The 26,227-nt window shown below is 39.4% G+C and carries 20 protein-coding genes and 1 riboswitch; of the genes, 7 read left to right on the top strand and 13 right to left on the bottom strand.

All coding sequences use genetic code 11. The annotated features are described in order from the left end of the window. Positions 1 to 125: 125 nt before the first annotated feature. Positions 126 to 225, top strand: a riboswitch (cyclic di-GMP riboswitch). A 282-nt stretch (positions 226 to 507) separates the two neighbouring features. From RI845_RS00840 to RI845_RS00830, 3 genes are read right to left on the bottom strand one after another with little or no spacing between them, the layout of a single operon-like run. Further along, positions 508 to 2,274 (bottom strand): DUF885 domain-containing protein, encoded by a 1,767-nt coding sequence (locus tag RI845_RS00840; protein ID WP_348387863.1) that lies wholly within the window; start codon positions 2,272 to 2,274, stop codon positions 508 to 510. A gap of 37 nt (positions 2,275 to 2,311) precedes the next feature. Further along, positions 2,312 to 2,767, bottom strand: a complete 456-nt coding sequence (locus tag RI845_RS00835; RefSeq protein ID WP_348387862.1) for a DUF523 domain-containing protein — start codon at positions 2,765 to 2,767, stop codon at positions 2,312 to 2,314. After that, a complete protein-coding gene (locus RI845_RS00830) occupies positions 2,760 to 4,514 on the bottom strand; it encodes a monovalent cation:proton antiporter-2 (CPA2) family protein (RefSeq protein WP_348387861.1) in 1,755 nt (584 codons plus the stop codon). The genes RI845_RS00835 and RI845_RS00830 overlap by 8 nt, the downstream gene beginning before the upstream one ends. A 146-nt stretch (positions 4,515 to 4,660) precedes the next feature. Between RI845_RS00830 and RI845_RS00825 the strand changes: the two genes are divergently transcribed. Further along, on the top strand, positions 4,661 to 5,254 hold the full coding sequence (locus tag RI845_RS00825) for a peroxiredoxin-like family protein (protein ID WP_348387860.1): 594 nt from the start codon (positions 4,661 to 4,663) through the stop codon (positions 5,252 to 5,254). A gap of 19 nt (positions 5,255 to 5,273) precedes the next feature. Here the strand turns inward: RI845_RS00825 and deoA are convergent, their stop codons facing one another. Beyond that, the gene (gene deoA / locus RI845_RS00820; RefSeq protein ID WP_348387859.1) at positions 5,274 to 6,602 is read right to left on the bottom strand and encodes a thymidine phosphorylase; all 1,329 of its coding nucleotides are present in this window, start codon (positions 6,600 to 6,602) and stop codon (positions 5,274 to 5,276) included. Positions 6,603 to 6,610: 8 nt separating this feature from the next. After that, positions 6,611 to 7,027, bottom strand: coding sequence for a cytidine deaminase (locus RI845_RS00815; protein WP_405054067.1), 417 nt, complete (start codon positions 7,025 to 7,027; stop codon positions 6,611 to 6,613). Between the two features lie 179 nt (positions 7,028 to 7,206). Between RI845_RS00815 and RI845_RS00810 the strand changes: the two genes are divergently transcribed. Further along, positions 7,207 to 8,007, top strand: a complete 801-nt coding sequence (locus tag RI845_RS00810; protein WP_348387858.1) for a hypothetical protein — start codon at positions 7,207 to 7,209, stop codon at positions 8,005 to 8,007. A 21-nt stretch (positions 8,008 to 8,028) separates the two neighbouring features. On the opposite strand, the gene RI845_RS00805 is transcribed toward RI845_RS00810, so the two are convergent. The 6 genes from RI845_RS00805 to pulA all read right to left on the bottom strand — a co-directional run bounded on the left by RI845_RS00805 (position 8,029) and on the right by pulA (position 17,122). Further along, a complete protein-coding gene (locus RI845_RS00805; RefSeq protein WP_348387857.1) occupies positions 8,029 to 8,922 on the bottom strand; it encodes a spermidine synthase in 894 nt (297 codons plus the stop codon). Further along, positions 8,897 to 9,529 (bottom strand): fused MFS/spermidine synthase, encoded by a 633-nt coding sequence (locus RI845_RS00800; RefSeq protein WP_348387856.1) that lies wholly within the window; start codon positions 9,527 to 9,529, stop codon positions 8,897 to 8,899. The genes RI845_RS00805 and RI845_RS00800 overlap by 26 nt, the downstream gene beginning before the upstream one ends. 91 nt (positions 9,530 to 9,620) lie before the next feature. After that, entirely contained in the window at positions 9,621 to 10,637 is a 1,017-nt protein-coding gene (locus RI845_RS00795; RefSeq protein ID WP_348387855.1) for a LacI family DNA-binding transcriptional regulator, read from the bottom strand. 140 nt (positions 10,638 to 10,777) lie between these two features. Beyond that, positions 10,778 to 12,274, bottom strand: coding sequence for an MFS transporter (locus RI845_RS00790; RefSeq protein ID WP_348387854.1), 1,497 nt, complete (start codon positions 12,272 to 12,274; stop codon positions 10,778 to 10,780). Between the two features lie 13 nt (positions 12,275 to 12,287). Next, positions 12,288 to 14,330, bottom strand: coding sequence for a glycoside hydrolase family 97 protein (locus RI845_RS00785; protein ID WP_348387853.1), 2,043 nt, complete (start codon positions 14,328 to 14,330; stop codon positions 12,288 to 12,290). A 23-nt stretch (positions 14,331 to 14,353) separates the two neighbouring features. Beyond that, the gene (gene pulA / locus RI845_RS00780) at positions 14,354 to 17,122 is read right to left on the bottom strand and encodes a pullulanase-type alpha-1,6-glucosidase (protein ID WP_348387852.1); all 2,769 of its coding nucleotides are present in this window, start codon (positions 17,120 to 17,122) and stop codon (positions 14,354 to 14,356) included. Between the two features lie 364 nt (positions 17,123 to 17,486). Between pulA and RI845_RS00775 the strand changes: the two genes are divergently transcribed. The 5 genes from RI845_RS00775 (at position 17,487) to RI845_RS00755 (ending at position 25,631) form a co-directional block, all read left to right on the top strand. Further along, on the top strand, positions 17,487 to 20,291 hold the full coding sequence (locus tag RI845_RS00775; protein ID WP_348387851.1) for a TonB-dependent receptor: 2,805 nt from the start codon (positions 17,487 to 17,489) through the stop codon (positions 20,289 to 20,291). Between the two features lie 428 nt (positions 20,292 to 20,719). Continuing rightward, positions 20,720 to 22,219, top strand: coding sequence for a tryptophan halogenase family protein (locus RI845_RS00770; protein WP_348387850.1), 1,500 nt, complete (start codon positions 20,720 to 20,722; stop codon positions 22,217 to 22,219). A 15-nt stretch (positions 22,220 to 22,234) separates the two neighbouring features. Further along, positions 22,235 to 23,152: an aldo/keto reductase gene (locus RI845_RS00765; RefSeq protein WP_348387849.1), complete on the top strand. Its 918-nt coding sequence runs from the start codon at positions 22,235 to 22,237 to the stop codon at positions 23,150 to 23,152. A gap of 92 nt (positions 23,153 to 23,244) precedes the next feature. Further along, positions 23,245 to 24,666, top strand: a complete 1,422-nt coding sequence (locus RI845_RS00760; protein WP_348387848.1) for an MFS transporter — start codon at positions 23,245 to 23,247, stop codon at positions 24,664 to 24,666. A 26-nt stretch (positions 24,667 to 24,692) separates the two neighbouring features. Next, entirely contained in the window at positions 24,693 to 25,631 is a 939-nt protein-coding gene (locus RI845_RS00755) for an alpha/beta hydrolase (protein WP_348387847.1), read from the top strand. On the opposite strand, the gene RI845_RS00750 is transcribed toward RI845_RS00755, so the two are convergent. Both RI845_RS00750 and RI845_RS00745 read right to left on the bottom strand, forming a co-directional pair. After that, positions 25,594 to 25,794 (bottom strand): helix-turn-helix transcriptional regulator, encoded by a 201-nt coding sequence (locus tag RI845_RS00750; RefSeq protein WP_348387846.1) that lies wholly within the window; start codon positions 25,792 to 25,794, stop codon positions 25,594 to 25,596. The genes RI845_RS00755 and RI845_RS00750 overlap by 38 nt on opposite strands. Next, the gene (locus RI845_RS00745) at positions 25,791 to 26,213 is read right to left on the bottom strand and encodes a hypothetical protein (RefSeq protein ID WP_348387845.1); all 423 of its coding nucleotides are present in this window, start codon (positions 26,211 to 26,213) and stop codon (positions 25,791 to 25,793) included. The genes RI845_RS00750 and RI845_RS00745 overlap by 4 nt, the downstream gene beginning before the upstream one ends. Positions 26,214 to 26,227 lie beyond the last annotated feature (14 nt).

The following is a 26,227-nucleotide window of genomic DNA, read 5'->3' as shown; positions in this document are numbered from 1 at the left end:
TTCCTAATACGTTTCTTAACCACAGTATGCCTATATCCAAAGAAAACAGCCACATTAGGGTGATTTTTTTGTGAAAAGGTTTACAGCAAGGTTTTTTTGACTATAATCACTTTTAGGGCTACTTAGCTCGTCCAAGGCAAACCTAGCGAAAGCTGGGGACGCAAAGTTACCGGTCTAATGATATTTTTGCAGTTTGAAAATATTTATGACAGCGGAACTGCCGACTAAGATATTGCGGGGGCTTATCTTTATTAGCATTCCTTGTTACGATCGTTTCTTTGCGGGCCTTGTCTTATTTCTTCAATCTTCCAATGACTTTCTAACTTCGTTTCTCGTTTCTCGTTTCTCGTTTCTCGTTTCTCGTTTCTCGTTTCTCGTTTCTCGTTTCTCGTTTCTCGTTTCTCGTTTCTCGTTTCTCGTTTCTTAAGATAATGTCAGCATCCTTGCTCACATCAAGATCCTGAAATAAATTCAGGACGAAAGTAGAGTGTCGAGTTCAAAACGACACTAGTGTGTCGCGTTAATCTCACTTTGCTTTTGAGCAATATAATCTCTAATAATCGTTTCTAATAAAGATAAAGGTATAGATCCATTTTTCAGCACTTGATCATGAAACTCACGTAAATCAAAGTTCTCTCCTAAAGCTTGCTCGGCTTCAACTCGTAAACTCTTGATCGTTATTTCACCAAGCTTGTACGATAACGCCTGTGCTGGCCAAGAAATATAACGGTCTATTTCAGTTTTAACATTATGTAATGATAAAGCAGAATTATTGGCTAAGTAATCCATGGCCTTCTGTCTTGACCAACCTTTCATATGCATGCCGGTATCAACCACTAAACGCACGGCGCGCCACATTTCATACGTTAAACGGCCAAACCTTGAGTATGGGTCTTGGTAAAAACCAGCTTCTATGCCAAGGTATTCAGAATATAACCCCCAACCTTCACCAAAAGCAGAAATATAAGTTTGATTACGAAACTCTGGTACATTCTCCATTTCTCGAGCGATTGAGCCTTGTAAATGATGTCCAGGAACAGCTTCATGTAAGGTAAGTGCTTCTAATACATACAAAGGGCGACGGTCTAACGCATAGGTGTTTACCCAATAATTACCTGGTTGATCATCACGACTTGGACCAGAATAACGTCCGGTTGTATATTTAGGCGCTAGGCTTGCCGGCACAGGAATTACCCCATAAGGAGTACGCGGTAGGGTTTTAAATAAAGACGGTAATTTCGCATCCATCTTTTTAGCAATATAAGAGGCTTCTTTTAGTAACTGTTCAGGTGTGGTTGCATAAAATTGCGGGTCAGTTCTTAAAAACTCGACAAACTCTGCAAAGCTGCCTTCAAATCCAACTTCAACAATAACTTCTTCCATTTCGGCACGAATTCTAGCCACTTCTTTTAAACCAATGTTGTGAATTTCATCAGCATTCATCGTCAATGTAGTGTAGTGCTCAATTCTATTTTGATAAAATTCGCTACCATTAGGGAAGTCTTTTGCCGCAATAGTTTGGCGCGCATTCGGGATGTAAACGTCAACCATAAAGTCATAAAAGCGTTGATACATCGGGTTGATATTTTCGCTAATTATCGTTTGCGCTTGTTGTTTTAAAGCTTGTTGCTGTTCAGCTGAAATATAGTCAGGCATAGTGATAAAAGGACGGTAAAACTCACTTTTCGTCACATCGTCAACAATTAATGAACTAATACTATGTTCGAAGCCTTCCAATACAACCTGTGGTTGGCTAATTCCAGTTTCCAAGCCTTTCTTCATCCAGTAAGTTTGTTGCTCAAAATAGGTGTCTAGAGCAACTAAACGCTTTAAATAAGTTTGGTAATCTTCAGTTGATTTAAAGGTTGAACGATTAACCATGAACGTCATGTAAGCATGGAAACCACCCTCTGCAGTTATCGGCAGATAATGATCGAAGTTTGTATACGAATCGAGTTCATTTTTTAACTTATAACTCAAAATTGTATGGTTGATCTGATTATCAAAGCTTAGTGTTGATTTATCGATAGCTTGCAAGCGTTGATAAATTCCAGCAGTTATTTCATGATCTTTCGCCAGCGCTTCTGGTGATACGTCATAATAAAGAATATTGTTTTCTTTTTTAAATGGGTTTAACGAGTCCTGATACGCTTTTTGCTCATCAATAATTTGTAATAACTGAGCGTCACTGGCTTGAACCTGATTATCATCAGCTGTTTGAGCACATGCAGAAAGTATAAAAATGGAAAAAAAGATAAAAATTAGTTTGTTCATAAGGAATTCTCTTGTTGAGTCTGGTCGTATTAAACGCTTACGCCCTATTGTAGTCAATAATTAATTGCGCGAGCGTTAATTCACTGTAAACCGCTATGCCATGCTCAGTCAGTAATTTAGCGGTAACGCCCTGCCCCTTTATTTTAGTGCCGTTGAAGTCACCGTTATATATCTGCTTGCTGCCGCATGATGGGCTAAATTCTTTTAGCAAAGCAAATTTTATTTGCTGTTGCTGACACAACTCGAGAGCATGTATCGCACCTAATTGAAACTGGGCCGTAACATCTACACCGAACTCGTCAAAAACTTGCTTACCAATTTGTTCTGCTCTTGCTCTTGGCACCGACAAGCCGCCAGATACTTCTGGGCAAATAACGGTTAAGCAGCCTTGCTGTTGCCATGTTGCGATTTGTGGGTCGACAATTGATTTAGTCTGGCCGTCGTATCTAACTTTGTTACCTAAAAAACAGCTGCTAATTAAGATTTTATTCATCGTGATCTTTCTTAAATAACGTCTCTAGTTCTGCCCGACCTTTATTACTCACTTTAATGAGTTCGTTCATATCAAATTTATTTTTACTTTGATAAGACTCTTCCAGTAATTGTTCATCATGTGCTTTAAAGACTTTCACCAAATGTTGCGCTTTAGCATGATCAAAACCGTATTCTTCAAGTACTATTTGCGCCGCGGTTAAACTGCTATCAAACATTTCTCTAACATTGGTATAAACACCAATATCTCTATATTTGAGTACACTTAAACGGCTTTTAGCACGAGCGATAATTTTTATATGTGGAAAGTGTTCCTTAACGGTTTTTGCAATATCAAAACCATGCTTATCTGAATCTGCCGCTATAAACATAATACGCACATGTTCAATGCCTGCGGCTTTTAACAATCGCAGTTTTGTTGCATCGCCATAAAACACCTTATTACCAAATTGTTTCAAAAATTCAATATGCTCGGCATTGTTATCGAGTGCCGTAAAGTGAATGTTATTGGCCGATAAGATACGGCCGGTAATTTGACCAAAACGGCCAAAGCCAGCAATAATTACTTCAGGTTCAAGCACTCCTGATTCGGTGTCGTATTCTGGTACTTGCACTTTTCGTCGTTGAATTTTTTCATACAAGATCACCAAAGGTGATGTTAAGGCCATCGAAATACCAACGATTAATGTCGCTTGTGCTGCTATGCTACCTGGTAATAACGCATCATTTACGGCAACATTAAAAATTACAAAGGCGAATTCACCACCTTGGGATAACATCAACGCAAGTCTTAGTGGATGGGTTCCGGGTTGATTGTTAAACCTTAACAAACCATAAATAATAGCTGTTTTAATGGCAATTAGAATCAAACTTGCACCAATAATTGTTACCGGCTGAGCAATCAACAAATCAAGTTCTAAATTCATCCCGATGGCGATAAAAAACAGGCCAAGCAATAATCCTTTAAAAGGCGCTATTTCAACTTCAAGCTGATGTCTAAAACTTGAGTTTGCAAGCAATATACCGGCAATAAAGGCACCTAACCCCATCGACAAACCAACGAGCTGCATAACTAATGCGGTGGCAATCACAATTAACAAAGCCGCAGCGGTCATTACTTCAGAACTTCCATAACGAGACATGACTCTCAAGAATGGGTTAACTAAATAACGCCCTGAAAATAACACGGCAATAATAACAGAAACACTAATATACCAAGCAGGTGCGTCAGCGTTACTTGAGCCAGCAAGCGCTGTCACTAATAACAAGATAGGGATAACCGCTAAATCTTGCATCAGTAAAATTGAAAAGCCTTTTTGCCCTAATGGCGTGGTTAATAAACGCTTTTCTTCCATCAATTGGATGGCAAAAGCGGTAGACGACAAGCCAAAAGCCAAGCCTAAAACAAGGGCAATTTTCCAGTCGAAAGACAGCAGCAATAATAATGCGGTGATTGCAAAAGCACAAAACAACAACTGACCGCCACCAATAAATAATATTTGATTGCGCATTCGCAGCAGTTTTTCTGGCTCCAGCTCAAGGCCAATAATAAATAACAAAAATACTACGCCTAATTCGGCAAAATGCAGTATCTGTTCAGGGTCATGAATAAGGCCCAATACTGAAGGGCCAATAATTAAACCTGCTGCTAAATAACCTAAAATAGCACCGAGTTTAAAACGGGTGAAAATGGGGACTGCAATAACAGCAGCGCTAAGAAAAATAACACCTGAGGTGAGAGCGCTCATCAATAATCCTATTTATGAATGGTAACAAGTATATAATATCTATTTTTAGGAAATATTTTTCCAATATCCTTGGTCTATCAGAATAACATAATTAAATAATGAGATAATCTACTGTGCAAAAAATAATAACCGTTTTAGCGTTTTTAATGTTAAGTCTGAACGTGGCTGCAAAACCCATTGCAGAGACGCAAGATCTAGTATCACCTTTGCTGCCTGGACAATCAGTTCCCAGCGCGGTTACAACCACCCTTGATAATGAACAAGTAGACTTAGCTGATTTAGTCAAAGGCAAACCTACCGTTCTATTTTTTTATCGTGGCGGTTGGTGCCCATTTTGTAACGTACAAATGGGACAATTACAGGCTATTGAAAACGACCTAAAAGAGCTAGGCTTTCAGCTGGTAGGTATATCCACTGATTCACCAACTGATTTACAAAAAAGTATTAAAGATAAAAAGCTAAGCTATCAACTGTTATCTGATTACAATAGCACCGTAAGCCAAACGTTTGGTTTAGCGTTTTTTGCCTCACAAAAGGTAACTGACCGCTATTTAGCGAAAATGAATTTACAGAATCCATTGCAAAAGAATGCTGCTGGAGAAGAGCGTTTAGTACTGCCGGCACCTGCAGTTTACGTTATAGACGCGAACGGATTAGTGCAATTTCAATACGTTAATCCAAATTATAAAACTCGCTTGGCACCAGAATTATTATTACATGCTGCAAGATTGGCTAAATAAATAAGATAAGGCTGATTTACTAAGCCTTATTATTTTCCGCAATAGTTTCATATACCACTGGATTAAATTCATTCATCTCATCGCTAATGTGTACTGAATTTAGATAGCTACCTTTAGCTACAGCTAAGCTTTCAGCTGAATTAGCATGAACTCGGGCAATAACATCACCGACAGTCACTTTACCGCCAACAGGTGTAATTTGATCAAAACCAACACTATGATCTATTTCTTGCTCATTTGATAAACGCCCACCGCCCATAGTCACAACAGCCATGCCTATATCACGGGTTTGCATCGCACTGATAACACCTGTTTTTGGCGCTTTTATATCTGTAATCATATTTGCTGTCGGCATGTATTTATCTGGTGCATCAAACAAGTCACTTGGTCCGCCCATCTGTGCGATCATTTTGGCAAATACCTCTGCAGCCTTGCCATTATTTAAGACCTCTTTCACCAGTTGTGTGGCACGTGCAGTATCTGTTGCAATATTTGCATCAATTAACATTGCACATGCTAATGCATTAACCACTTCATGCAGTCTAGGGTCTAAATATTCGCCACTTAAGTAATCCAGCGTTTCTTTGATTTCCAGAGCATTACCTGCGGTATTTCCTAGCACTTGATTCATGTCGGTAATAATCGCCTGGGTTTTCACACCAGCACCATTGGCGACATTTACGATACTTTGTGCCAACTCTTTTGAGGCCTGCATGTCTTGCATCATCGCGCCATTTCCTACTTTAACGTCCATTACCAGAGCATTAAGACCAGCAGACAGTTTCTTAGATAAAATTGACGCGGTAATTAGCGGTACTGATTCAACCGTTGCAGTAATATCTCGAATGGAATATAACCGTTTGTCAGCAGGAGCAATATTACTTGTTTGCCCTATAATGGCCATACCAACATCTTTTACTATTTGCTTAAATTGCGCGGTAGTTGGCTGTACGTTAAAGCCACTAATGCTTTCCAACTTATCTACTGTGCCACCTGTATGCCCTAACCCTCGCCCAGAAATCATTGGTACATAAGCACCATTTGCAGCAACAATAGCTGCAAGCATAAAACTAACCTTGTCACCAACGCCGCCCGTAGAGTGTTTATCAACGATAGGTCCATCCAACTCAGGCCAAGCAAGCACATCGCCAGAATCCATCATTTGCAATGTTAAGGCGACCGTTTCATCAACATTCATGCCTTGTTGTACGATAGCCATGGCCATTGCGCCTACTTGCGCGTCATTAAAACTACCATCGACTAGACCAGTGACAAACCCTTGAATATCAGTATTAGATAAGACTCTGCCATCACGTTTATTACGAATAATTTCCTGCGGAAGGATCATATTTGTTCCTATTCTAAATCTTTTGGAGTGAACGCATCGGGAAGTAACTGTTTAACGGTCCAGCTTATTTGGTGATCGAGGTGATTTACGGCGGTGACTATTGCCGATTGCTCTAAAAATTCAGCTATCACTTGCCGACATGCGCCACAAGGTGGGGTTAGTTTTTCTTGTTCGGTATAAATGACTAAGGTTTGAAACTCATGCTCACCATTGATAACAGCTTGAGCAATACAATTTCGTTCCGCGCAAACAGTTAAACCATAAGAGGCATTCTCAACATTACAACCGCTTACTATGTTGCCAGACTTTGTTAAGGCTGCAGCTCCCACGTAAAACTTACTATAGGGTGCATAGGCATTGCTATAAGCTGTTTTCGCCGCCGTTTTAAGCGCACTAATATTCAAGGTTTGTTGAATTTTCGTCAAAGGAAATCCTAGTGAAACTAATTTATTATCAATTAGTTTAGCAAAAGATAAACAACAACAGATGGAATTAACAAACTAAAACATAGTTACTCTACTATCATCCGAAAATGCTAACTATACTTAAACTAACAACAGTAAAAAAATAATATTGAATAAGTTTATTAATTCTGGGAACACTAATGAGAAAAACGTTAATACTCATAGCATCATTGGCTTTTGTCGCTGTTATAGTGCTATTTTTTATGCCTGATTTTCCTAACAATGAAACAAAAGAAATAACTGTAAAGCAAACAACTAAACCTCAAGCGGCAAAAACTAATGACCTTGCCAAGGTTACTGAGGAACAACAATACAGCAGCGTAGATGACGCGAGTGAGGATGTTGTAGATGGTGAAACATCAAGCGAACAACCGCCAACAATAAAGACTGATATTGATAAAGTATTGTCAGTTCAGAAAATTAGTTATCTTCGCCATAATCGATATTTTAAAAACCAAAGAAATATTTTTGCTTTGAATAATCGAAGCGAGGAAGAAAAAGCAATTGATGCATTACAGTTCAATCCTTACTGGGGACTGGAGGCTGATTACGCCAACCTAAAAGGCGCCCATAAGGGTCAAGATGCCGTTATGGATGAAGCTAGCGAAGTTCGCTTTAGAGACAGTGCAGACTCATCTGCCATGATGATTAATATTATAGGCTTTGTGCCACTCACCGAAAAATCATCATTATTTGCCAAAGTTGGCGTGAACAACTGGGAAATTGAAGAAAGCCAGGCAAATGAACTAAGTGCCAACCAGCGTCCTGTTTATGGTCAACCTGGCATGAACTCTGACTTAGATGGTGGTACCGATATGTTTTACGGTATTGGCTTTAAATATGATTATGAGAGCTTTATTTTAAAGTCTGAAATGCAAGTGTTTGAAATAAATGGTGAAGAGCATGAGGTCTTCACCATTGGTGGTGATTTTAAGTTTTAAAAACTACAACTAGTACCCTTATTATAATAAGTTAGCAGGCGAATATTGATCGGTTAATACTTTATATTCTTCTTCTGGTAGTTTCTCAATTTCCAAAAATGCCAACATATTCATCAGTTTAATATTATAGGCTGCCAATCTGGGCTCTAGCTCAATTAACCTTGCTGATAACTCGTCATTGGTCGGCTTGATTTTCGGGACCATAATTACTCGGTTGCCTTGATTATAGCCTTTTTGCAACGAGTAAAAGTCACCAAATACCGCATGGTATGTGGCAGTTTCATGATGATAAAGCTTACTGCTAGAAAAGGTATTAGCGACCAATACCCCATTATCAGCAAGCAAACTTTCCGTTTCTTCTAAAAACTCTTTCGTTAACAAATGTTCCGGAATATATTCTCCATTAAACGCATCAAGAATGATCAAGTCATATTCTTGGCTTTTGCGCTTTGCCCGTTTAATAAAAATACGACCATCTTGAGTATGGCTTTTAACATTATCGGTGGTTTTAAAGTCAAAATATTGTCGAGCAACCCTTACGACTGCAGGATCAATTTCAACATTATCTATTTCTACATCTGGAAACAGTTCTAATAAGCTATTGGAAAGCGTGCCGCCACCTAGGCCTATAATCAGCACCCTTTTCGGTGATGGATTAAAAAGCAATGAAGACATTACATACTTGGTGTAATCAAACACCAATGCCTGAGGGTTAGTTTTATCTACGCATGATTGGCTTGATTTCAACCGTTTAACTGAAAACTTTAAACAGCGGATGTCACCTTTATCTTCAACAATTATGTTTCTATATAAAGAACGCTCTTCTTTTATCACTTGCGCCTGAGTGCTAAACGGTAATATAAAACCAATCGCCAATAGGCATAAAGTCTTATGCTTGAATTTGAACTTGCGCATCTTTTAATTCCATTTTATAAAAACAAATCGCCAATATTCCAAGTACCATCAACAGAAAACAGTAGCTTAAAATGATGGTATTAACTTCGAACCAAAGCACTAAATAAAACGATGTTGCTAAAGTTCCAAGTGCAGAGCCAAGGGTTGATACAAAATACAATACGCCAGCAACATGACCACTTTCATCTTGGCTTGTTACTAACAGTCTTACTGAGTAAGGGGAAATCATTCCTAAAATAATTGTAGGAATGAAAAACAACATCATAGATGCCACTAAAGAGCCATATCGACTGTCTTCAATATTATCAAAAACAAGCTCTAACATTGGCGTAGCAAAATACGCTATGGGCAATAATGTAATGCCGGCAAATAGGAATATGCTGCCATATCGTTTTAAGGAAGGGTTGGTTAACGATAACCGCCCACCGAGCAAGTAGCCAAATGATAATGACAACATAAAGACAGTAATGATGCTGCCCCATACGTGTACGCTTGAACCAAAATATGGCGCTAAGATGCGTCCACCAAGTAACTCAATGCCCATAATGGAAAAGCCACTGCTAAACGCCAGTAAGTAAATAAAATAATTATGAAAAGATTTGTTCATAGTACTGCAAATTAAACAAGTTATAGGTCTAATTTAACAGTACGATCTAAGGCAAGCAACATTAAATTAACCCAACACAGCAATAGAGGAATTAAATGTTTGTAGAGCCGCGTTCTATTAATTGGCTCGGTATCAACATGGTGTTTGGCTCTTCACCACCTATAAGGTTTAATAAGTTATCAACCAAAAGTTGCCCGGCAAGCATGGTGTCTTGTTTGGCAGTGGTTAAAGGGGGATTGATAAAGTTAGCCATAGGAATGTCGTCAAAGCCAACAACGGCTACATCATCAGGAATTTTCAAACCATGTTCTTTAAGTGCGCGAATAGCACCTACAGCAATAAGATCGCAAGCACCAAATAAAGAATCGAATTTTTTGCCTTGGGTTAACAAGGCTTTTGTTGCCAGATATCCAGCTTCTTCAGTATACATCGCATCGACCTGTAAGGTTTTATCAACATTTATGCCTGCTTTTTTTAATGCTTTCACATGGCCTTTATAGCGATCATTAAATTCTGGTGCATGTCGTGACGCCGTACCAATAAAAGCACATTGCTGACGACCTTTATGTATAAGGTGTTGCGTTAATTGCATGCCACCATGAATATTATCACAGCCTAATGTAGCAACTTGCATGTCTTTTACTTCAGCGCCCCAGCGAACAAAATGTGTGCCTTGTTCATGCAGTTGTACCAATTTTTTCTTATACTCAACGTAGTCACCATAACCTAATAAAATAATACCATCAGCTTTGTTGGTGTCTTCGAATTCGGCGTGCCAGTCATTGTCCATTTGCTGAAAAGACACGAGTAAATCATAACCTTTATTGGCACACGCACGGGTTATACTGCCAAGCATAGATAGGAAGAACGGATTTATTTGGGAATCATCAGAGGTAGAATCTTCGAACAGTAAAAGCGCGATTGTATTACTTTGTTGAGAACGTAAATTACGGGCATTTTTATCTACTTTATAATTTAATTCTTTCGCAATAGCCTGAACTTTTAGGCGAGTTTCTTCATTAACCAGCGGGCTATTTCTCAAAGCACGAGAAACAGTAGACTGGGAAACTCCGGCACGATAGGCGATGTCAAATGAAGTTGCTTTCACTACAAAGTTCTATTTTGGTAATTAATATAAAAAATAGTAACGTAACAATTATCTAATGTATAGGAAAGTTATATACCGATTAACATCCTAGTTAACCGGCATTCCTTTAATTGCGTATACAAACGTAAACAGATTTACGATTAATCTTTAACGCGCAACACTGATATTGCAGAAATGATCATAAATGCACCGCCAAGTACCAATGCATAAATACTTTGACCAGCAAATAATTCTCGTACAAATAAACCTAACACACTGGCTGCTAGAATTTGCGGGATAACTATAAAGAAATTAAAAATCCCCATATATACACCCATTTTGTTCGCTGGTAATGAACTTGATAGCAATGAATATGGCACAGATAAAATAGACGCCCAGGCAATACCAACACCTATCATTGAAACTAACAGTAAATCAGGATTTTCAATAAATGCCATCGAAATTAGGCCCGCAGCACCGCAGAATAAACAGATAAAATGTGCCCATTGACGAGAATACTTTGCGGCTAAAACGGGAATAACAAAAGCCGCTAGTGCGGCAAAACCATTGTAGGCCGCAAATAAAACACCAACCCAATCAGCGCCAGTATTATAGGCTGTAGATGTTGGGTCGTTAGAGCCAAAATGCACGCTTGTTACTGCAGACGTAGTGTAAATCCACATGGCAAATAAACCAAACCATGAGAAAAACTGGGTTACCGCCAACTTTTTCATCGTTTCTGGCATGTGATATAGATCATCAATTACTTCATAAAAACCGTTGCTGGTTTTTCCTGATGATTGCATTTTAGCAACAATAAACTGTACCAAGGCAAACACAATGAAGCCGATTGATAAAATATATAATTGTTTATCTAAGGCAAACTGTACAATCGCAAAAGTAGAAATTAGACCAACAGTTAAATAAACCCAACCTTTTTGTTGATAGTTTAAATTAGCTCTAACACTATCTTCTGTACTCTTATCATTAGCAGCCCCCAGCTCGGCAGCTTCAAAATCAGCAAGTTGTTTTGGGCTATATTCTTTTGATGAATATACAGTCCATAGCACCGAAGCCAGTAATACCAAGCCACCGAAATAAAATGAATATTTTACTGATTCAGCAATTTCACCAGCAGGTGCCACGTTGTTAACGCCAAACCAGTTCGCCAACATGTACGGCATGGCAGAAGCTACAATCGCGCCAATACCAATGAAAAAGCTTTGCATGGCAAAGCCTGTAGTGCGTTGCTCATGGGGTAAATTATCGCCTACAAAAGCTCTAAATGGTTCCATTGTGATGTTTATCGACGCATCTAATATCCACAATGTCCCAGCCGCAATCCATAACGCCGGAGAGTTCGGCATAACAAAAAGTGCAAGAGTCGTTAAGATTGCGCCAGCAAAAAAGAATGGGCGACGACGACCAAATTTATTCCAAGTATTATCACTGAAATAACCGACTATCGGTTGTACAATCAAGCCAGTTATTGGGCCGGCAATCCAAAGAATAGGAATATCGTCAATTTCAGCGCCAAGGGTTTGAAAGATTCGACTGACATTGGCATTTTGCAGGGCAAAACCAAACTGGATGCCTAAAAAGCCAAAACACATATTCCATATTTGCCAGAACGATAATTGTGGTTTTTGATTGCTCATAATAGTTTCTTATTTATTTAACTGCTTTGAAGCGAATGGCAACACCGCCACTGGTTGCCAACGGTAACGTTAGCGTATCTGTTTGTTTTACATTTTTTTGTTCAATAATCATTTCGTACGGATTATCAATCCAATCAGCATTTTTTCCGTCACGATAAATCTCGGCGATATATTGCTTATTTTCTGACAAAAAGTTTAATTTAACCTCTATCGTGCGGCTATCTTCATCAGTCAACGCACCTAAATACCAATCATCACTATGCTTATCTTGACGAGCAAAAGCAACATAATCACCAACCTCACCTGCAACCGCAATTGACTCAACCCAATCAGTTGGTACATCTAATATGAATTGAAATGCAGGTAAGTTAGCTTCGTAATTACGCGGTAAATCTGCCGCCATTTGGATAGGGCTATACAGGACAACATATAAGGCTAATTGCTTAGCCAGTGTAGTTTGTGGTCGATTGGTATCCGCACCTAAACCATTAAAGCCCATGTTAAATATGCCCGGGGTGAAATCCATTGGACCAGCCAGCATTCGAGTATAAGGCAACATTGCCGCGTGTTCTGGTGGATTAGGCGGAGTTCCCCAAGCGTTAAACTCTTGTCCACGAGCGCCTTCACGTGAAATCCAGTTAGGATAAGTGCGGCGCAAACCAGTGTCTTTTATAGGCTCGTGAGTGTTAATGCTGATATTACGTTTCGCCGCTTCGGTAATATTATATAAATATTCATTTACCATAAATTGACCATCATGCCATTCATGACGGGCAATGCCATTTTCATCGATACGTTTGATGTTTCCACCATCAGCAACGTAGCCGGTTTTCACCTGCGTTACGCCATGCTTTTCATATAAGTCAAAAGCCGCGCCCATTTGCTTACGATAGTTAGTTACATTACCTGAGGTCTCATGATGACCAATTAATTCTACGCCAACATTTTTACCATGTGCGCTTATCGCATTAATGTCAAAATCATCATAAGTTTTGGTGAAATTAAAGACATCACCATTAAAGAACCAGTCGCCATCCCAGCCAACATTCCATCCTTCAACGAGCACTCCTTTAAAATTATATTTAGCGGCAAAGTCCATATAACGTTTAACTTCAGAGGTGGTTGCGCCGTGATTTTCACCACTTCCCCAAGTTGTTTCTTTTACATGCATGCCCCACCAAATACCTACATACTTACCCGGCTCTACCCAGCTTACATCGCCAAGTTTATTTGGTTCGTTTAAATTTAGAATTAAGTTTGAATTTAATAGGCCAACCGCATCTTTGCTGACTTGAATGGTACGCCATGGGGTTGTAAAACCCGCTGTTGTTTTCACTAAAATCCCGTCTGACCACGGCGCTAAATCTGCTTTTAAAACACCAGGTCGGCGTTGATTCACCGACATACCCGCATAATCAATAAGCGCGGCTTCATGAATGCTCATGTGCACACCAGAGCCTAAGGTGAAAGTGAACGGCGTATGGGCGATGCTAACGTCTTCAAACTCTGTAGTGTTATAGACATACTCATAACGATTAAATTCGCGCGATGGGATCCAATACGCGGTAGAGCTTTTAAAGTCTTTAACAGCAAATTCGGTGAGTTCGTTGGTTATTTCAACCTTGTCTAAGCCATTCTGTTTTGGCACTTCATAGCGAAAACCTAAACCATCATTAAATACCCTAACCTTTACCGTAAACGTATTAACGGTTGCTCGCTCGGCAACTAAGGTTACCGCTAATTCATTATGATGATCAGTAATGTTTTTTTGCTCTCCCCAAGGTTGTTGCCAAGTAGAGTTTACCGATGTAGATTTAGTCGTATCAATGACAAAACCACCATCTAAATACGGGCCATCTTTAAACACTAAGCCAAGTTTTGACGGTTCTACAACCTCTTCGCCATTAAATGTCACCTTATATTTAATAACATCATTTGCATCTGAAAGCGTAAACACCAGATTGCCATCAGGCGATTTAACACTCGCCTCTTTTGCCAGCAATGATGGGCTGGTAAATAGTGCGATTATGGTAACGATTTTAAATAACGTTTTCATTGGAAATCCTATTAGTTTAATGCTTATTTCACAAATACTGCGGTGCTAAATTTATTCACGGTGAAACCATGTTCATCAGCCAAACTTGCTGATATTAATTGATCTGTACTTGTCGCTTGTACTGGATGCAGTTTGAAAGACTCGGAATCATCAAACGCAAAGGTTCGTTGTTTTGCCGAGCTGTTAAACACAACCACAATTTGCTGATAATTTTTATCAATATCATCTAGATCAGTCAGACTCATAACAATTAAACCAAGCTCCTGATCACTACCTGTATTATGAAATTTTACTTGCGAATTAACCGCTTCTGCCGTGGTTAATCGGAATAAATTTATTGAGCTTCTGATTTTCAAAAATTCAATAAAACGCGCTCGACTAAATTCAATATGCTGTACTTTAACCAGATCACGGCCAGCATTTTTACTTATGACTTTGCCGATCACTTGCCAGTTTTGCTGATCTTTTTCGTGCGGTGGTAAACCAACATTATAGTTGTTGGTTTGCATTGAAAAGTCGACCTTGTTAAACCAATGCCCATAGTCGTAACTGTCTCGCAAATATGATTTAGAACGCAATAGCTCAGAACCCATATGTAAGAATGGAATGCCTTGGGCGAGTAACGGATATGACAAGCTTAACGTTTGCAAACGCACCCGATCATCAATACTTAAACTGAAATCATTACGGTATTGGTTATTATCCCAAAGAGTTTGGTTATCGTGTTTTGACACATAATTAATGGTATCGGCAGGATCCAACGCATAACCACTAGGCTGGTCGCCATAAGGTATATCTTTACCAGTAACCTGTTCGTTTTTTGCATTGGTTAATGGGAAGTTTGCCAAGTTACCGGCTAAGCCAACCCTAAGTTGATCAGCAAGTAATAGGTAATGTTCTTTACTGTCTTCCTGGCTACGAAGTTCATTCGGCAAGGTATATAAACCATTGCCTATGCCTTGCAGCTTTCGTATTTCATCACCGGATTCTGTCATACCGCCACCACGGACCGCATCACGAAGCCTGTCAGTAAATGTGCCTATTTCTGTACCTGCAAGCTCTAATTGGCTCGCCTGAACAAAGCGCTGATTATTGGCTACTTCACCAAAATTCCATCCTTCGCCATAAAAATAATTATCCGGGTCAACCGCTTGTACAGCTTCTCGTGTCTGTAACATTACCGATTTTGGTTGATGCGCCATTAAATCAAAACGAAAGCCGTCAATTTTGTAATCTCTGGCCCAAACCACTAACGAGTCGGTCATCAATTTAGCCATCATTTTTCGTTCAGTTGCGGTATTGTCACAACAGGTAGATTGTTCAATTAAGCCAGTTACAGGGTTTAAACGCTGATAATAACCGGGCACAATTTTATCAAGTACTGATGTGCCTTCTAAACCGGCTTGATGTGTGTGGTTATACACTACATCCATGATCACCCGAAAACCCAAGTTATGAATGTGCTGTACCATCTCACGAAACTCAACGATACGCGCATTACCTTCTGGATTTAATGCATAACTGCCTTCAGGTACAGTGTAATGAAATGGGTCGTAACCCCAGTTGTAATCATCAAGTTCACGTAATTCACTAACCAGTTGTTCTGCATTAGAACTTGCTGGGTCATAACTATTTAAAATGTCTAATAAGGTATGCTGATGATTAACACCCTCAGTTTGGCAAAGGGTGTGCTTGGCATAAATAGAGCATAGCTTTGCCACTGTGTCGGTTAAGCTAATACGTTGTTCTTCAGTTTCGTTAATCGTACCAATATCAAACGTTGGCAATAAATGAATGTTATTTAACCCTGCCTGTTTCAGTAATTTTAAATGCTTAATACCATCGCTGTTTTTTTCAGCGAACGCTTTATATTTACCTTTCGCTTGCTGGTCTGCGAGGCTGTTGTCAGTGCCACTAAAATCGCCGATATGCAGCTCATAAAAAATATTATCTTCAATGTTTTCAACTGTTGGGTTGGCTTGCTCATCCCAGCCCAAGGGTTTAGTGGTTGGATTATTTAAATCTGTAACCTGTGAATACTCACTGTTTGCAGACAAACTTAAAGAATATGGGTCAGTCGTTATTAGGGTTTCTTTTTGCTGGCTTTCGGGATGAAACAGTTCAATTTTATATTGATAATAAACATCAAATAATGACTGTTTAACTAGGCCTTGCCATGCGCCTGTTGTTAAGTTTTGGCTTAATTCAATTTGCTGTATTTCATGCGCCGATTTATCTTGGTTAAACAATAAAACACTAACCCGTTTAGCTGTTGGTGCCCATAGTTTAAATTGAGTACCTTGCGCAGATAATGTCGCGCCAAAATCGGTTATTTCATCGGCATCATTAGCTGCAGAAGTATAAATGTCGTCAATTACATTACCAGTTTGCACTCGAGTAGTGCTGATTACCTTATTGTCGCTATTAACGCCTACGATAAATAGTTGCTGTTTTAACAGTTGCTTTATTTGTTTTGAAGTGATGTTTTCAACAAATGAAAGCCCCTGTCCACTCTCAACTAAATGCGGAAATTTTTGCTGACTGGTCAAACTCAATGGCTGATTTTTTAACAGCCATTGTGCTGAATTTTTACCTGTTGTAATCAAATAATGGGCGATAGATGCATCGACTTTGGAATATAGCAATAATTCATTTTTAGCAAGCCAATGGCCGCTAACATCATTATCTAAACCACTGATTTCGATACCATTAAAATCAACTTGTTGATCAATGGCTGGCGAACAAGCAACTAATAATAACAAAAGAAAAACTGGAAAAAGTGACAATCGCATTTGTAACCAACCTGTAATCAAAACTAAAATTTGAATTAAATCTTACTGTTGGCAAGCATGATATAACTAAATTGAATAATCAATTGCATACGTATTCAGTACTTTTGCAACCAGGTCAATAATCGACCAAACACACTTCAAGCCTTTGTTTTTACTGGACATAACAAAGAAATGTTAATGAAAAGTAACGGTTCAATATAAATTCACTGCATATTTATGAATACGTATGCAGATCATTCTATTTGTAACCGAATGTAATTAACATAAGGGAAACTTTAAAAAGTTGTGTGCTTTTTAAACAACATATAACTCGGACAAGAAGTCTGAGTAAAATAAAAAGAATGGACTCAATCGGGAGAGACAAATGTTAAACTTTAAACCGAGCAAGCTGACTATGGCACTACTATCTGGTGGTCTATTGTCAATGAGCTCAATCGCTCTTGCAGCTGAAGAAGCAACTGCAGAACAACAAGCAGAAGAAGAAGTTGAAGTTATTGAAGTAACTGGCTTTCGTCGCAGCCTTGTTGAGTCAATGAACACTAAACGTTATTCATCTAGCGTAGTAGAAGCTATTACTGCTGAAGATATTGGTAAATTACCAGATTCTTCAATCGCTGAATCAATCGCTCGCCTACCAGGTCTTACCGCGCAACGCCTTGATGGTCGTGCAAGTAAAGTAAGTATTCGTGGTTTTGGTGAAAACGAAAGTGCCACAACATTCAACGGTCGTGAACAAGTTTCAATCGATGATAACCGTGGTGTTCAATTCGATTTATATCCTTCAGAGATCATGAGCGGAGTTACAGTTTACAAAACTCCTGATGCAACAATTGAAGGCGAAGGTATTGCTGGTGTTGTAGATTTACAAACTGTTCGTCCATTAAGCAAAGGCGAGCGTGTTATTGCCATTAATGGTACTTACGAAGAAACCAGTTTTGAAGAATTAAACCCTGATGCCGATAACAATGGTTTTAGAGGTTCATTCGCCTACATGGATCAATTTGCTGACGATACTGTTGGTGTTGCCATTGCAATTTCTACCATGAGCTCTCCTAACCAAGAAAAACGTTGGAATGCTTGGGGTTACCCAGAATTAACAGATGAGAATGGCAATGTTGTTGGTTCTATTTTAGGTGGTGCTAAACCATTCGTACGTTCATCAACGTTAGAGCGTGACTCAGTGATGGGTGTTTTAGAATTTGCACCTACTGATGATTTACATCTTACTTTTGATGCCTTATATGTAGATTTTACCGATGAAAAAATCTTACGTGGTATTGAAGTACCATTTGCTTGGGGTCAAGGTTCTATCTCTGCCGATACTGCCGTAGTTGATCCTGAAACTGGTTTTGTAACCAGTGCCATCACTGAAGGCCAACGCGTTGTTGTTCGTAACGATTACGAAGAGCGTGAAGCAGAGCTTAACTCGTACGGTTTTAATGCTGAATACAATTTAAATGATAACTGGGATTTAGAATTTGACGCTTCTTACTCAAAAGTTGAGCGTGAGATTTGGTCACTAGAAAGTTACTCTGGTACTGGTCGTGGTGATAGCCGCGGTGCTGCTGATACGATTGGTTATGAATTTGACGGCGGTAACACTGGCGCAACATTCTCACATGGATTAGATTATTCTGATTATGACCTAATGCAACTGGGTGGGCCTTTATCTTGGGGCTGGAGTTCAGCACTTAATGATAAATATGGCATCACCGGTACTGAGTATGAAAACCAAGCACAAGACGGTTTCTTAAATACACCAACGGTTGACGATGAGCTTACTTCATTGAAGTTTGCGGCAACGCAAGCGCTTGATAATGATTACGTAAGCGCAATCACTTACGGTGTGTCTTACAAAGATCGTGAAAAAACTAAAGATTCAGATGGTTTCTTTATGACGGTATCGTCATTTTCATTAGAAAACCCTGGCATGATGTCTGTACCTGAGCAGTATCGTTTAGGCTCTGCCAATTTAGGCTTTATAGGCATGGGCGATATGATTGCCTACAATGTACGCGGTTTAATGAATGACGGCTATTACGACTTACTTTCAGAAAAACTAACTAACACAAGCCATGAAACCAAATCATTTACTGTTAAAGAAGAAATCACTGCGTTCTTCGTAAAAGCCGATCTTGATATGGAAGTTGGTGGCTTGCCACTAACCGGTAATGTTGGTGTACGTTATGTACAAACTGACCAATCATCTCAAGGTAACGCTTTTGGAACTGAAAATGGTTTAGTTATTACTAGCCCAACAGACATTAGCCATGACTACTCTCACGTATTACCTAGCTTAAACTTATCTTTAGCGCTAGATGATACTCAAACAATTCGTTTTGGTGCCGCAAAAACTATCTCTCGTGCACGTTTAGATGAAATGAATGCATCGGTAAGTGCTACTTATAACCAGCAACCTGATTCAAATGGTAACTACTGGAGTGTTAGTGGTGGTAACCCAGAGCTTGAGCCAAAAGAAGCGATTGGTATCGATTTAACCTACGATAACTACTTCTCTGCAGAAGGTTACTTCTCGGTAGCACTATTCCACAAAGATCTAAGTGAATGGATTTTTGACGGTAACTATGAAGTAGATATGAGCGGTGTTGCAGACCCTGCAACGGGTGAGATTCCACCTAACTCAACTGGTACTGGTAATGGTAAAGTAAACGGCGGTGAAGGAACTCTTTGGGGTTACGAACTTTCTGTAGCATTACCATTTAATGTATTTAGCGAGAGCTTAGACGGCTTTGGTGTAATTGCCAGCTACACTGGTGTTGAATCAGACATTGAAGACCAAAACGGTAATGAGTTTGAATTACCAGGTTTGTCAGACAGTATTTCAAGTGTAACCGCATACTACGAAAACCATGGTTTCCAAGTTCGTGCCAGCATGCGTCATCGTGAAGACTTTAAGGGCGACGTATACGGTATCGGTTTTGACTCAGTACAGGTTGATATTGAAGGCGAAACTATTGTTGATGCGCAAATTGGTTATGACTTTGGCGAAGGTGGTTTTGAAAGCCTGAAAGGTTTATCGGTATTCATTCAAGGTTACAACCTTACTGAAGAACCATTTACATCACTTTCTGGTGACAACAGCCTACAAGTACGCGATCACCAAGACTACGGTCGCAGCTACTTATTAGGTTTCAGCTACAAGCTGTAAGTAATTGATGTAGTTATGTTTAAGCCCTTGTGATAATAAATTGCAGGGGCTTTTTTTACTTCAGGGATGATGGAATGCAAATCGCCATGGATGGTAATAGATTTGTAACTTCATGGATGATGGAATGCAAATCGCCATGGATGGCAATTGATTTGTAACATCAAGGATGTACTTATCCTCGGCAGGCAGGATGCCTTTAGAGAGGGTTTACTTCATGGATGATGGAGTGCAAATCACCATGGACCGTTCATTCACATCCATGTGACCTCGGCATTCATCACATCCGGTGAATCTTGGTAATAGATTTGTAAGTTCATGGATGATGGAATGCAAAAAAAGTATCTATTCAATAAACTATTTAAACTAACCTGGTTAAGCTAAAGTAGCTTATTGAATGAATAAAATAATTCGGTATTTAAGGTATTAATGTGAATAAAGATAAAGTTCAGAATGTAGTGATTGTTGGTGGTGGTACCGCCGGCTGGGTTAGCGCCGCACTATTATCTCGCGTATTAGGGAAAACCTTAAATATTACTTTAGTGGAATCTGAGCAAATAGGCACGGTTGGTGTTGGTGAAGCAACCATACCACCAATAATTACCATTAATAATGCCTTGGGCATTACTGAAAAAGAATTTATTAATGAAACCAAAGCGACAATAAAACTTGGTATTGAGTTTGAAAATTGGAAGCAACAAGGCGACAGCTACATGCACGCCTTTGGTGGTATAGGAAAAAATTTCCCATTTTGTGATTTTTATCATTACTGGCTAAAAGCCAAGAATCTTGGTGACACATCAGATTTTTGGGATTTCTCGCTAAATTACCAAGCAGCAAAACATAACAAGTTTTCTAAGTCGCCAAAGATTGAAGGCACAAATATGCCAGGGCTTACCTACGCCTATCATTTTGATGCCGGTATGTACGCACAATTTTTGCGAAAGTACAGCGAAGCTAAAGGTGTGAAACGCATCGAAGGCATGGTCTGTAATGTCAATCTTAACGATGATAATGGTTTTGTTGAAAGCATAACGCTTAAAGATGGCAGTTGCATTGATGGTGATTTATTTATCGACTGTACTGGCCTTGCTGGTCTACTTATTGAGAAAGCGCTAAACACTGGCTACGTAGATTGGTCACATTGGCTACCTTGTGACCGCGCCATGGCCATTCCTTGTGAATCTGTTGCGCCAATTACACCGTATACTAAATCTATTGCCCATGATTCTGGCTGGCAGTGGCGTATTCCTCTGCAACATCGCATAGGTAATGGCTTAGTTTATTCAAGCAAGCATATGACTGACGACCAAGCCAAAGAACTACTACTGAAGAACTTGGATGGTAAGCCTTTAGCAGAGCCAAAAATAATTCCGTTTAGAACCGGGCGGCGCAGAAAACAATGGCACAAAAACGTTGTGAGCATTGGTTTATCCAGCGGCTTTCTTGAGCCGTTAGAGTCCACCAGCATTCATTTGATTCAAACGGCTGCAATCCGCTTAATCAAACTATTCCCTCATCAGGGTATTAAAGACACTGAGGTTGATGAATTTAATCGTCAGACAAAAATTGAAATTGAGCAAATTAGAGATTTCATCATCTTGCATTACAAAGTGAACGAGCGTGATGACAGCAAATTTTGGCGCGAATGCCAACGCATGGATATTCCTGAAAGCTTGCAACGTAAAATTGAGTTATTTAAAACTACAGGAAAATTATTCCGTGAACAGGATGATTTATTTACTGAAATTGCCTGGCAGCAAGTCTTAATGGGTCAAGGTATAATACCTGAAGACCATAATGCATTGGCCGATGCCTTAACCGAACAGCAAATACTTGATTTAATGCAAAACCTGAAAATTTTGATCGATCGCAGTGTTAAAGGCATGGCAAGCCATGAAGGTTTTATCAACACTGTTTCAGCCACTTAAGATATAAAGAACACTATGAAAACACTACAAATTGGCAATTTAAGCAAGGCATCATCAAGGCTCATTTATGGCTGCATGCGTATAAACGGCGATAATTCTGCAGACGCTATGTCCCAGGGTAAACTTGCAATTAGAAGTGCAATTGATGCAGGTTATAACCACTTTGATCATGCTGACATTTATGGCGGTGGTGAATGTGAAAGTATTTTTGGTCAAGTATTAAAGGAAAGTCCAGAATTACGCGAGCAATTGATTATCACCTCAAAAGCCGGAATTCGGTTTGCCAATACACCTAACGAAGGTGATGTGGGCCGTTATGACTTTTCAAAAGACTATTTAATTAAGCAAGTAGAAGGCTCATTAGAGCGCCTTAACGTTGAAGCGCTGGACTTATTCTTATTACATCGTCCAGATTACCTATTTGACCCACAAGAAGTCGCAGAGACGTTTGAGCAGCTTAAACGCCAAGGCAAAGTGAAACACTTTGGCGTGAGTAATTTTAGCCCTTCACAAGTGAGTTTGTTACAAGCGGCGACAACAGAAAAACTGATGGTAAACCAAGTTGAAATTAATATTCATAACATTAGTTCGTTTACCGATGGTACGCTTGATCAATGCATGCAACACAACATTACACCTATGGCATGGTGCCCAATAGCAACTGTAGTTTATGAAGCTTGGGGCAACACCTTCAGCCATGAAGATGTAGCCCGAATTCATCAAGAGTTTGAACGCCAAGCGCAGCAGTATGACTGTGAAAAATGGGTTGTAGCTTTTGCTTGGTTATTAAAGCATCCAGCTAAAATTTGTCCAATTGTTGGCTCAACAAATCCACAACGCATTGTTGAAGCTAAGCAAGCCCTTGAACTTAATTACTCACGCGAAGATTGGTACCGCTTATTACAAGCACGCAACGGACAACCTGTTCCGTAAAAACAAACAACAATTTCGACTGTTAATACCTAAAGCAATAATAAAATTAACTGCGCCATAAGAACAACTCATAATCATGATTGGGGAAAACAATGCTAGCAATACAACAAAATCTAAGTAAGCGTTTTTATGCGCTGCTTAGCTTGCCTTCTACCGCAATGGGATTTGCCTTATCAGTGCAAATTTCAGCGTTAAGTTGGATATTAACCACTCAATATGGGTTGGATATTCACGAAGTAGGTTTGGTTTGGGCTGCCGGACCAATTGCGGGCATCTTAGGGCAAGTAATTATCGGTATTATTTCTGACAATGTTTGGTTTTGGAATGGTCGTCGCAGACCGTTTATTTTAATTGGCGGTGTTTTGGCCGGGTTAATGCTGTTGGCGTTGCCAAACATTGATATTGTATCAAAAAGCCTTGGCATTGAAGCTATTCTGGCCGTGGCTATTGCCATTGCCTTAACTCTGGATTTATCAATCAATATTGGCTTTAACCCTACTCGCTCTATTATTGCCGATGTGACACCTGAAGGTGAAAAAAGAACGCTTGGTTATACCTGGATGCAAACCATTTCAGGTACGTTCGGGGTTTTAGCCTACGCGATCGGTGCAATTTGGGGTAATTTTGTTTTAATTTATTTTGGCGCTGCATTAGTGCTGGTGTTGTCTATTTTCCCGCCTTTTTTCATCACCGAGCCAAAAGAATTGGCCGTTAGTGAACGCACCGTTGCGAGTGAGTCACTGTCATTTAAAGATATTATGATCAACATAAAGCCGCTCTGGGGTTTTATCATATATGACATCTATGCCATGGGGCGCCAATTATCGGGCATAACAGTTGAAAATTATTATGCTGAATTTATCTGTGTATTACTCACTTTGGTTTGGGTAATACAAACCATCAAAGCGAAAGAAGATGATAAATCAGAGCAGGAAGCAGGCCTGGTTGGTTTTCGAAAAATTTTAGCCGCGCACTCGTTTAGCTGGATTGGTATTCAAACTATGTTTGTGTTCATTTTTGCATTTTTACAAGACAAAATGGGCGGTATTGCTGATGATGAACTGGGAAAAATAATTTCAATAAGCTTTCTAGTCTTGAGTGCTGTGTCGGCATTATTACCAACATTACTGCTCGAGCCTTTGGCAACAAAATTTGGCCGGGTAAAGGTGCACACCTATTGTATTGCGTCTATGGCTATAGGCTATTTTTTAGTAGCCTTTTTGGGGCATTCAGAATATACCCTGTACTTTTTGATGGCAATTTTAGGGATAGGTTGGTCAGCAGTGATCAGTTTAGTGTTTGCCATCATGTCGGAGAAAATTGACCAAAATAAAATGGGCATGTACATGGGCTTATTTAACTTATCGGTAGTTATTCCGCAGTTGTTGGTTAGCTTGGGTGTCGGTTTGTTTATTTCTCAAACAAATGACAAAAGCGCCATTTTCATCTTATGTGGAATTGCCTTAACTGTTTCAGCATTGTGCTGGAGCCAAGTTAAAGAGCATAAAAAATAATATCGGTAAATTTAAGATTAAAAACTATGAATAGATGGTTGTCATTATTACTCGTCGCGATTACGTTCAATTGCCTTGCATCAGATCCGATCCCGGTGGTGCACAAAGGAACAATTGAGCGTATTGAACCATTTAAATCCAAGTTAATTGGCTCAAGATACATCGATGTTTGGTTACCACCTGGTTACTCAGAAAATTCAAAATATGATGTACTTTACATGCATGACGGCCGCATGCTTTTTGATGCTAACATCACTTGGAATAAGCAAGAATGGATGGTTGATGAAGTAGCTGGCAGCTTGATTGAACAACAAAAAGTTCGACCTTTTATTGTTGTGGCGATCCCTAATGGGGTGAAAAACCGTCACAGTGAATTTTTCCCGCAACAACCATTCGAGAAATTAAGCAAACAGCAACAAGCACAAATGTACCAACTTGAAAGAAGTGCAGATCTGCCATTGTTTAACACTAAAGTGTATTCAGATAAGTATTTAGAATTTATCGTCACTGAAGTCGTGCCTTTTATTGACGCTAATTATTCTGTAAAAAAAGGTGGTAAACATCGCTATTTAGCGGGTTCAAGTATGGGGGGATTAATCTCTTGGTATGGCTTAATGCAATATCCAAATGAGTTTGCCGGTGCTATTTGCATGTCAACTCATTGGCCAGGCGCGTTTGCCAAAGATAAAATCCTATTTCAACAATTTCTTAATTACATCAAAGTGAAACTACCGACACTTACAGATCACAAAATTTACTTTGACCATGGCGATGCTACGTTAGATGCCATGTACCCTGTGCTTCAACAGCAAGTTGATACTTTATTTACGCAAGAGTATCCAAAACAGCAATGGCAAAGCTTATTTTTTAAAGGGGAAAATCACAGCGAACAGGCTTGGAGTAAGCGCCTGCATATTCCGCTTGAATTTATCTTTGCTCTTCATCCTGAAATATCTGCTCAATAGATAATTCAAACAGTCGAGCGGCTTTAAATGCTAATGGTAAGCTTGGATCAAACTTACCTTTTTCGATGGCATTAACGGTTTGCCTTGATACTTCTAGTGCATTAGCAAGATCTGCCTGGGTCCAGTCTCGTTCAGCGCGCAATACTTTTAAGCGATTTTTCATCGATATTTTGCTCCGCTCTTAATTATGCCAATCATGTAAGTAATACACATAAGTATCACCAAATGAGATATTTCTGGTTCAAAAGTTATTAATTTAATATCTTCTAAAAGTTCATAACTGCAACCAAGCACTAAGCCCACACCTAATGACAGCGCCATCGCTTCAGTTTGTATTTTTTGCTGCATTTCATCTAAGCCACGTAAATGCTCTCTGTTAGCCAAGATCATGCCAAAACCAACCAACACATTAATAATCACGGCAATAACAGTTAATACGGTATTAAAGTCCCATAAGAACTTTGGTGCGAATGCGGTAACGGCCGTAGTTAGCACCCAACCAAATGTCCAAATGCCTAACTTTACTGTGTTTTTCTTGGTTCGTGCTTCCCAATTATTTTGTCCTGATTCCTGCTTATCCATAAGTCTACCTCGCT

The organism is Thalassotalea nanhaiensis (assembly GCF_031583575.1).
Classification (GTDB): Bacteria; Pseudomonadota; Gammaproteobacteria; order Enterobacterales; family Alteromonadaceae; genus Thalassotalea_A; species Thalassotalea_A nanhaiensis.
This window is presented reverse-complemented; position numbering and strand designations above follow the sequence as displayed.

Bases quoted from the DNA above. Each gene is read 5' to 3' on its own strand.
- RI845_RS00840 (WP_348387863.1), bottom strand. From the start codon at position 2,274: ATGAACAAACTAATTTTTATCTTTTTTTCCATTTTTATACTTTCTGCA.
- RI845_RS00800 (WP_348387856.1), bottom strand. From the start codon at position 9,529: ATGAACAAATCTTTTCATAATTATTTTATTTACTTACTGGCGTTTAGC.
- RI845_RS00825 (WP_348387860.1), top strand. From the start codon at position 4,661: ATGTTAAGTCTGAACGTGGCTGCAAAACCCATTGCAGAGACGCAAGAT.
- RI845_RS00790 (WP_348387854.1), bottom strand. From the start codon at position 12,274: ATGAGCAATCAAAAACCACAATTATCGTTCTGGCAAATATGGAATATG.
- RI845_RS00775 (WP_348387851.1), top strand. From the start codon at position 17,487: ATGTTAAACTTTAAACCGAGCAAGCTGACTATGGCACTACTATCTGGT.
- RI845_RS00755 (WP_348387847.1), top strand. From the start codon at position 24,693: ATGAATAGATGGTTGTCATTATTACTCGTCGCGATTACGTTCAATTGC.
- RI845_RS00765 (WP_348387849.1), top strand. From the start codon at position 22,235: ATGAAAACACTACAAATTGGCAATTTAAGCAAGGCATCATCAAGGCTC.
- RI845_RS00745 (WP_348387845.1), bottom strand. From the start codon at position 26,213: ATGGATAAGCAGGAATCAGGACAAAATAATTGGGAAGCACGAACCAAG.
- RI845_RS00760 (WP_348387848.1), top strand. From the start codon at position 23,245: ATGCTAGCAATACAACAAAATCTAAGTAAGCGTTTTTATGCGCTGCTT.
- RI845_RS00835 (WP_348387862.1), bottom strand. From the start codon at position 2,767: ATGAATAAAATCTTAATTAGCAGCTGTTTTTTAGGTAACAAAGTTAGA.
- RI845_RS00830 (WP_348387861.1), bottom strand. From the start codon at position 4,514: ATGAGCGCTCTCACCTCAGGTGTTATTTTTCTTAGCGCTGCTGTTATT.
- RI845_RS00810 (WP_348387858.1), top strand. From the start codon at position 7,207: ATGAGAAAAACGTTAATACTCATAGCATCATTGGCTTTTGTCGCTGTT.
- RI845_RS00750 (WP_348387846.1), bottom strand. From the start codon at position 25,794: ATGAAAAATCGCTTAAAAGTATTGCGCGCTGAACGAGACTGGACCCAG.
- RI845_RS00785 (WP_348387853.1), bottom strand. From the start codon at position 14,330: ATGAAAACGTTATTTAAAATCGTTACCATAATCGCACTATTTACCAGC.
- RI845_RS00805 (WP_348387857.1), bottom strand. From the start codon at position 8,922: ATGCGCAAGTTCAAATTCAAGCATAAGACTTTATGCCTATTGGCGATT.
- pulA (WP_348387852.1), bottom strand. From the start codon at position 17,122: ATGCGATTGTCACTTTTTCCAGTTTTTCTTTTGTTATTATTAGTTGCT.
- deoA (WP_348387859.1), bottom strand. From the start codon at position 6,602: ATGATCCTTCCGCAGGAAATTATTCGTAATAAACGTGATGGCAGAGTC.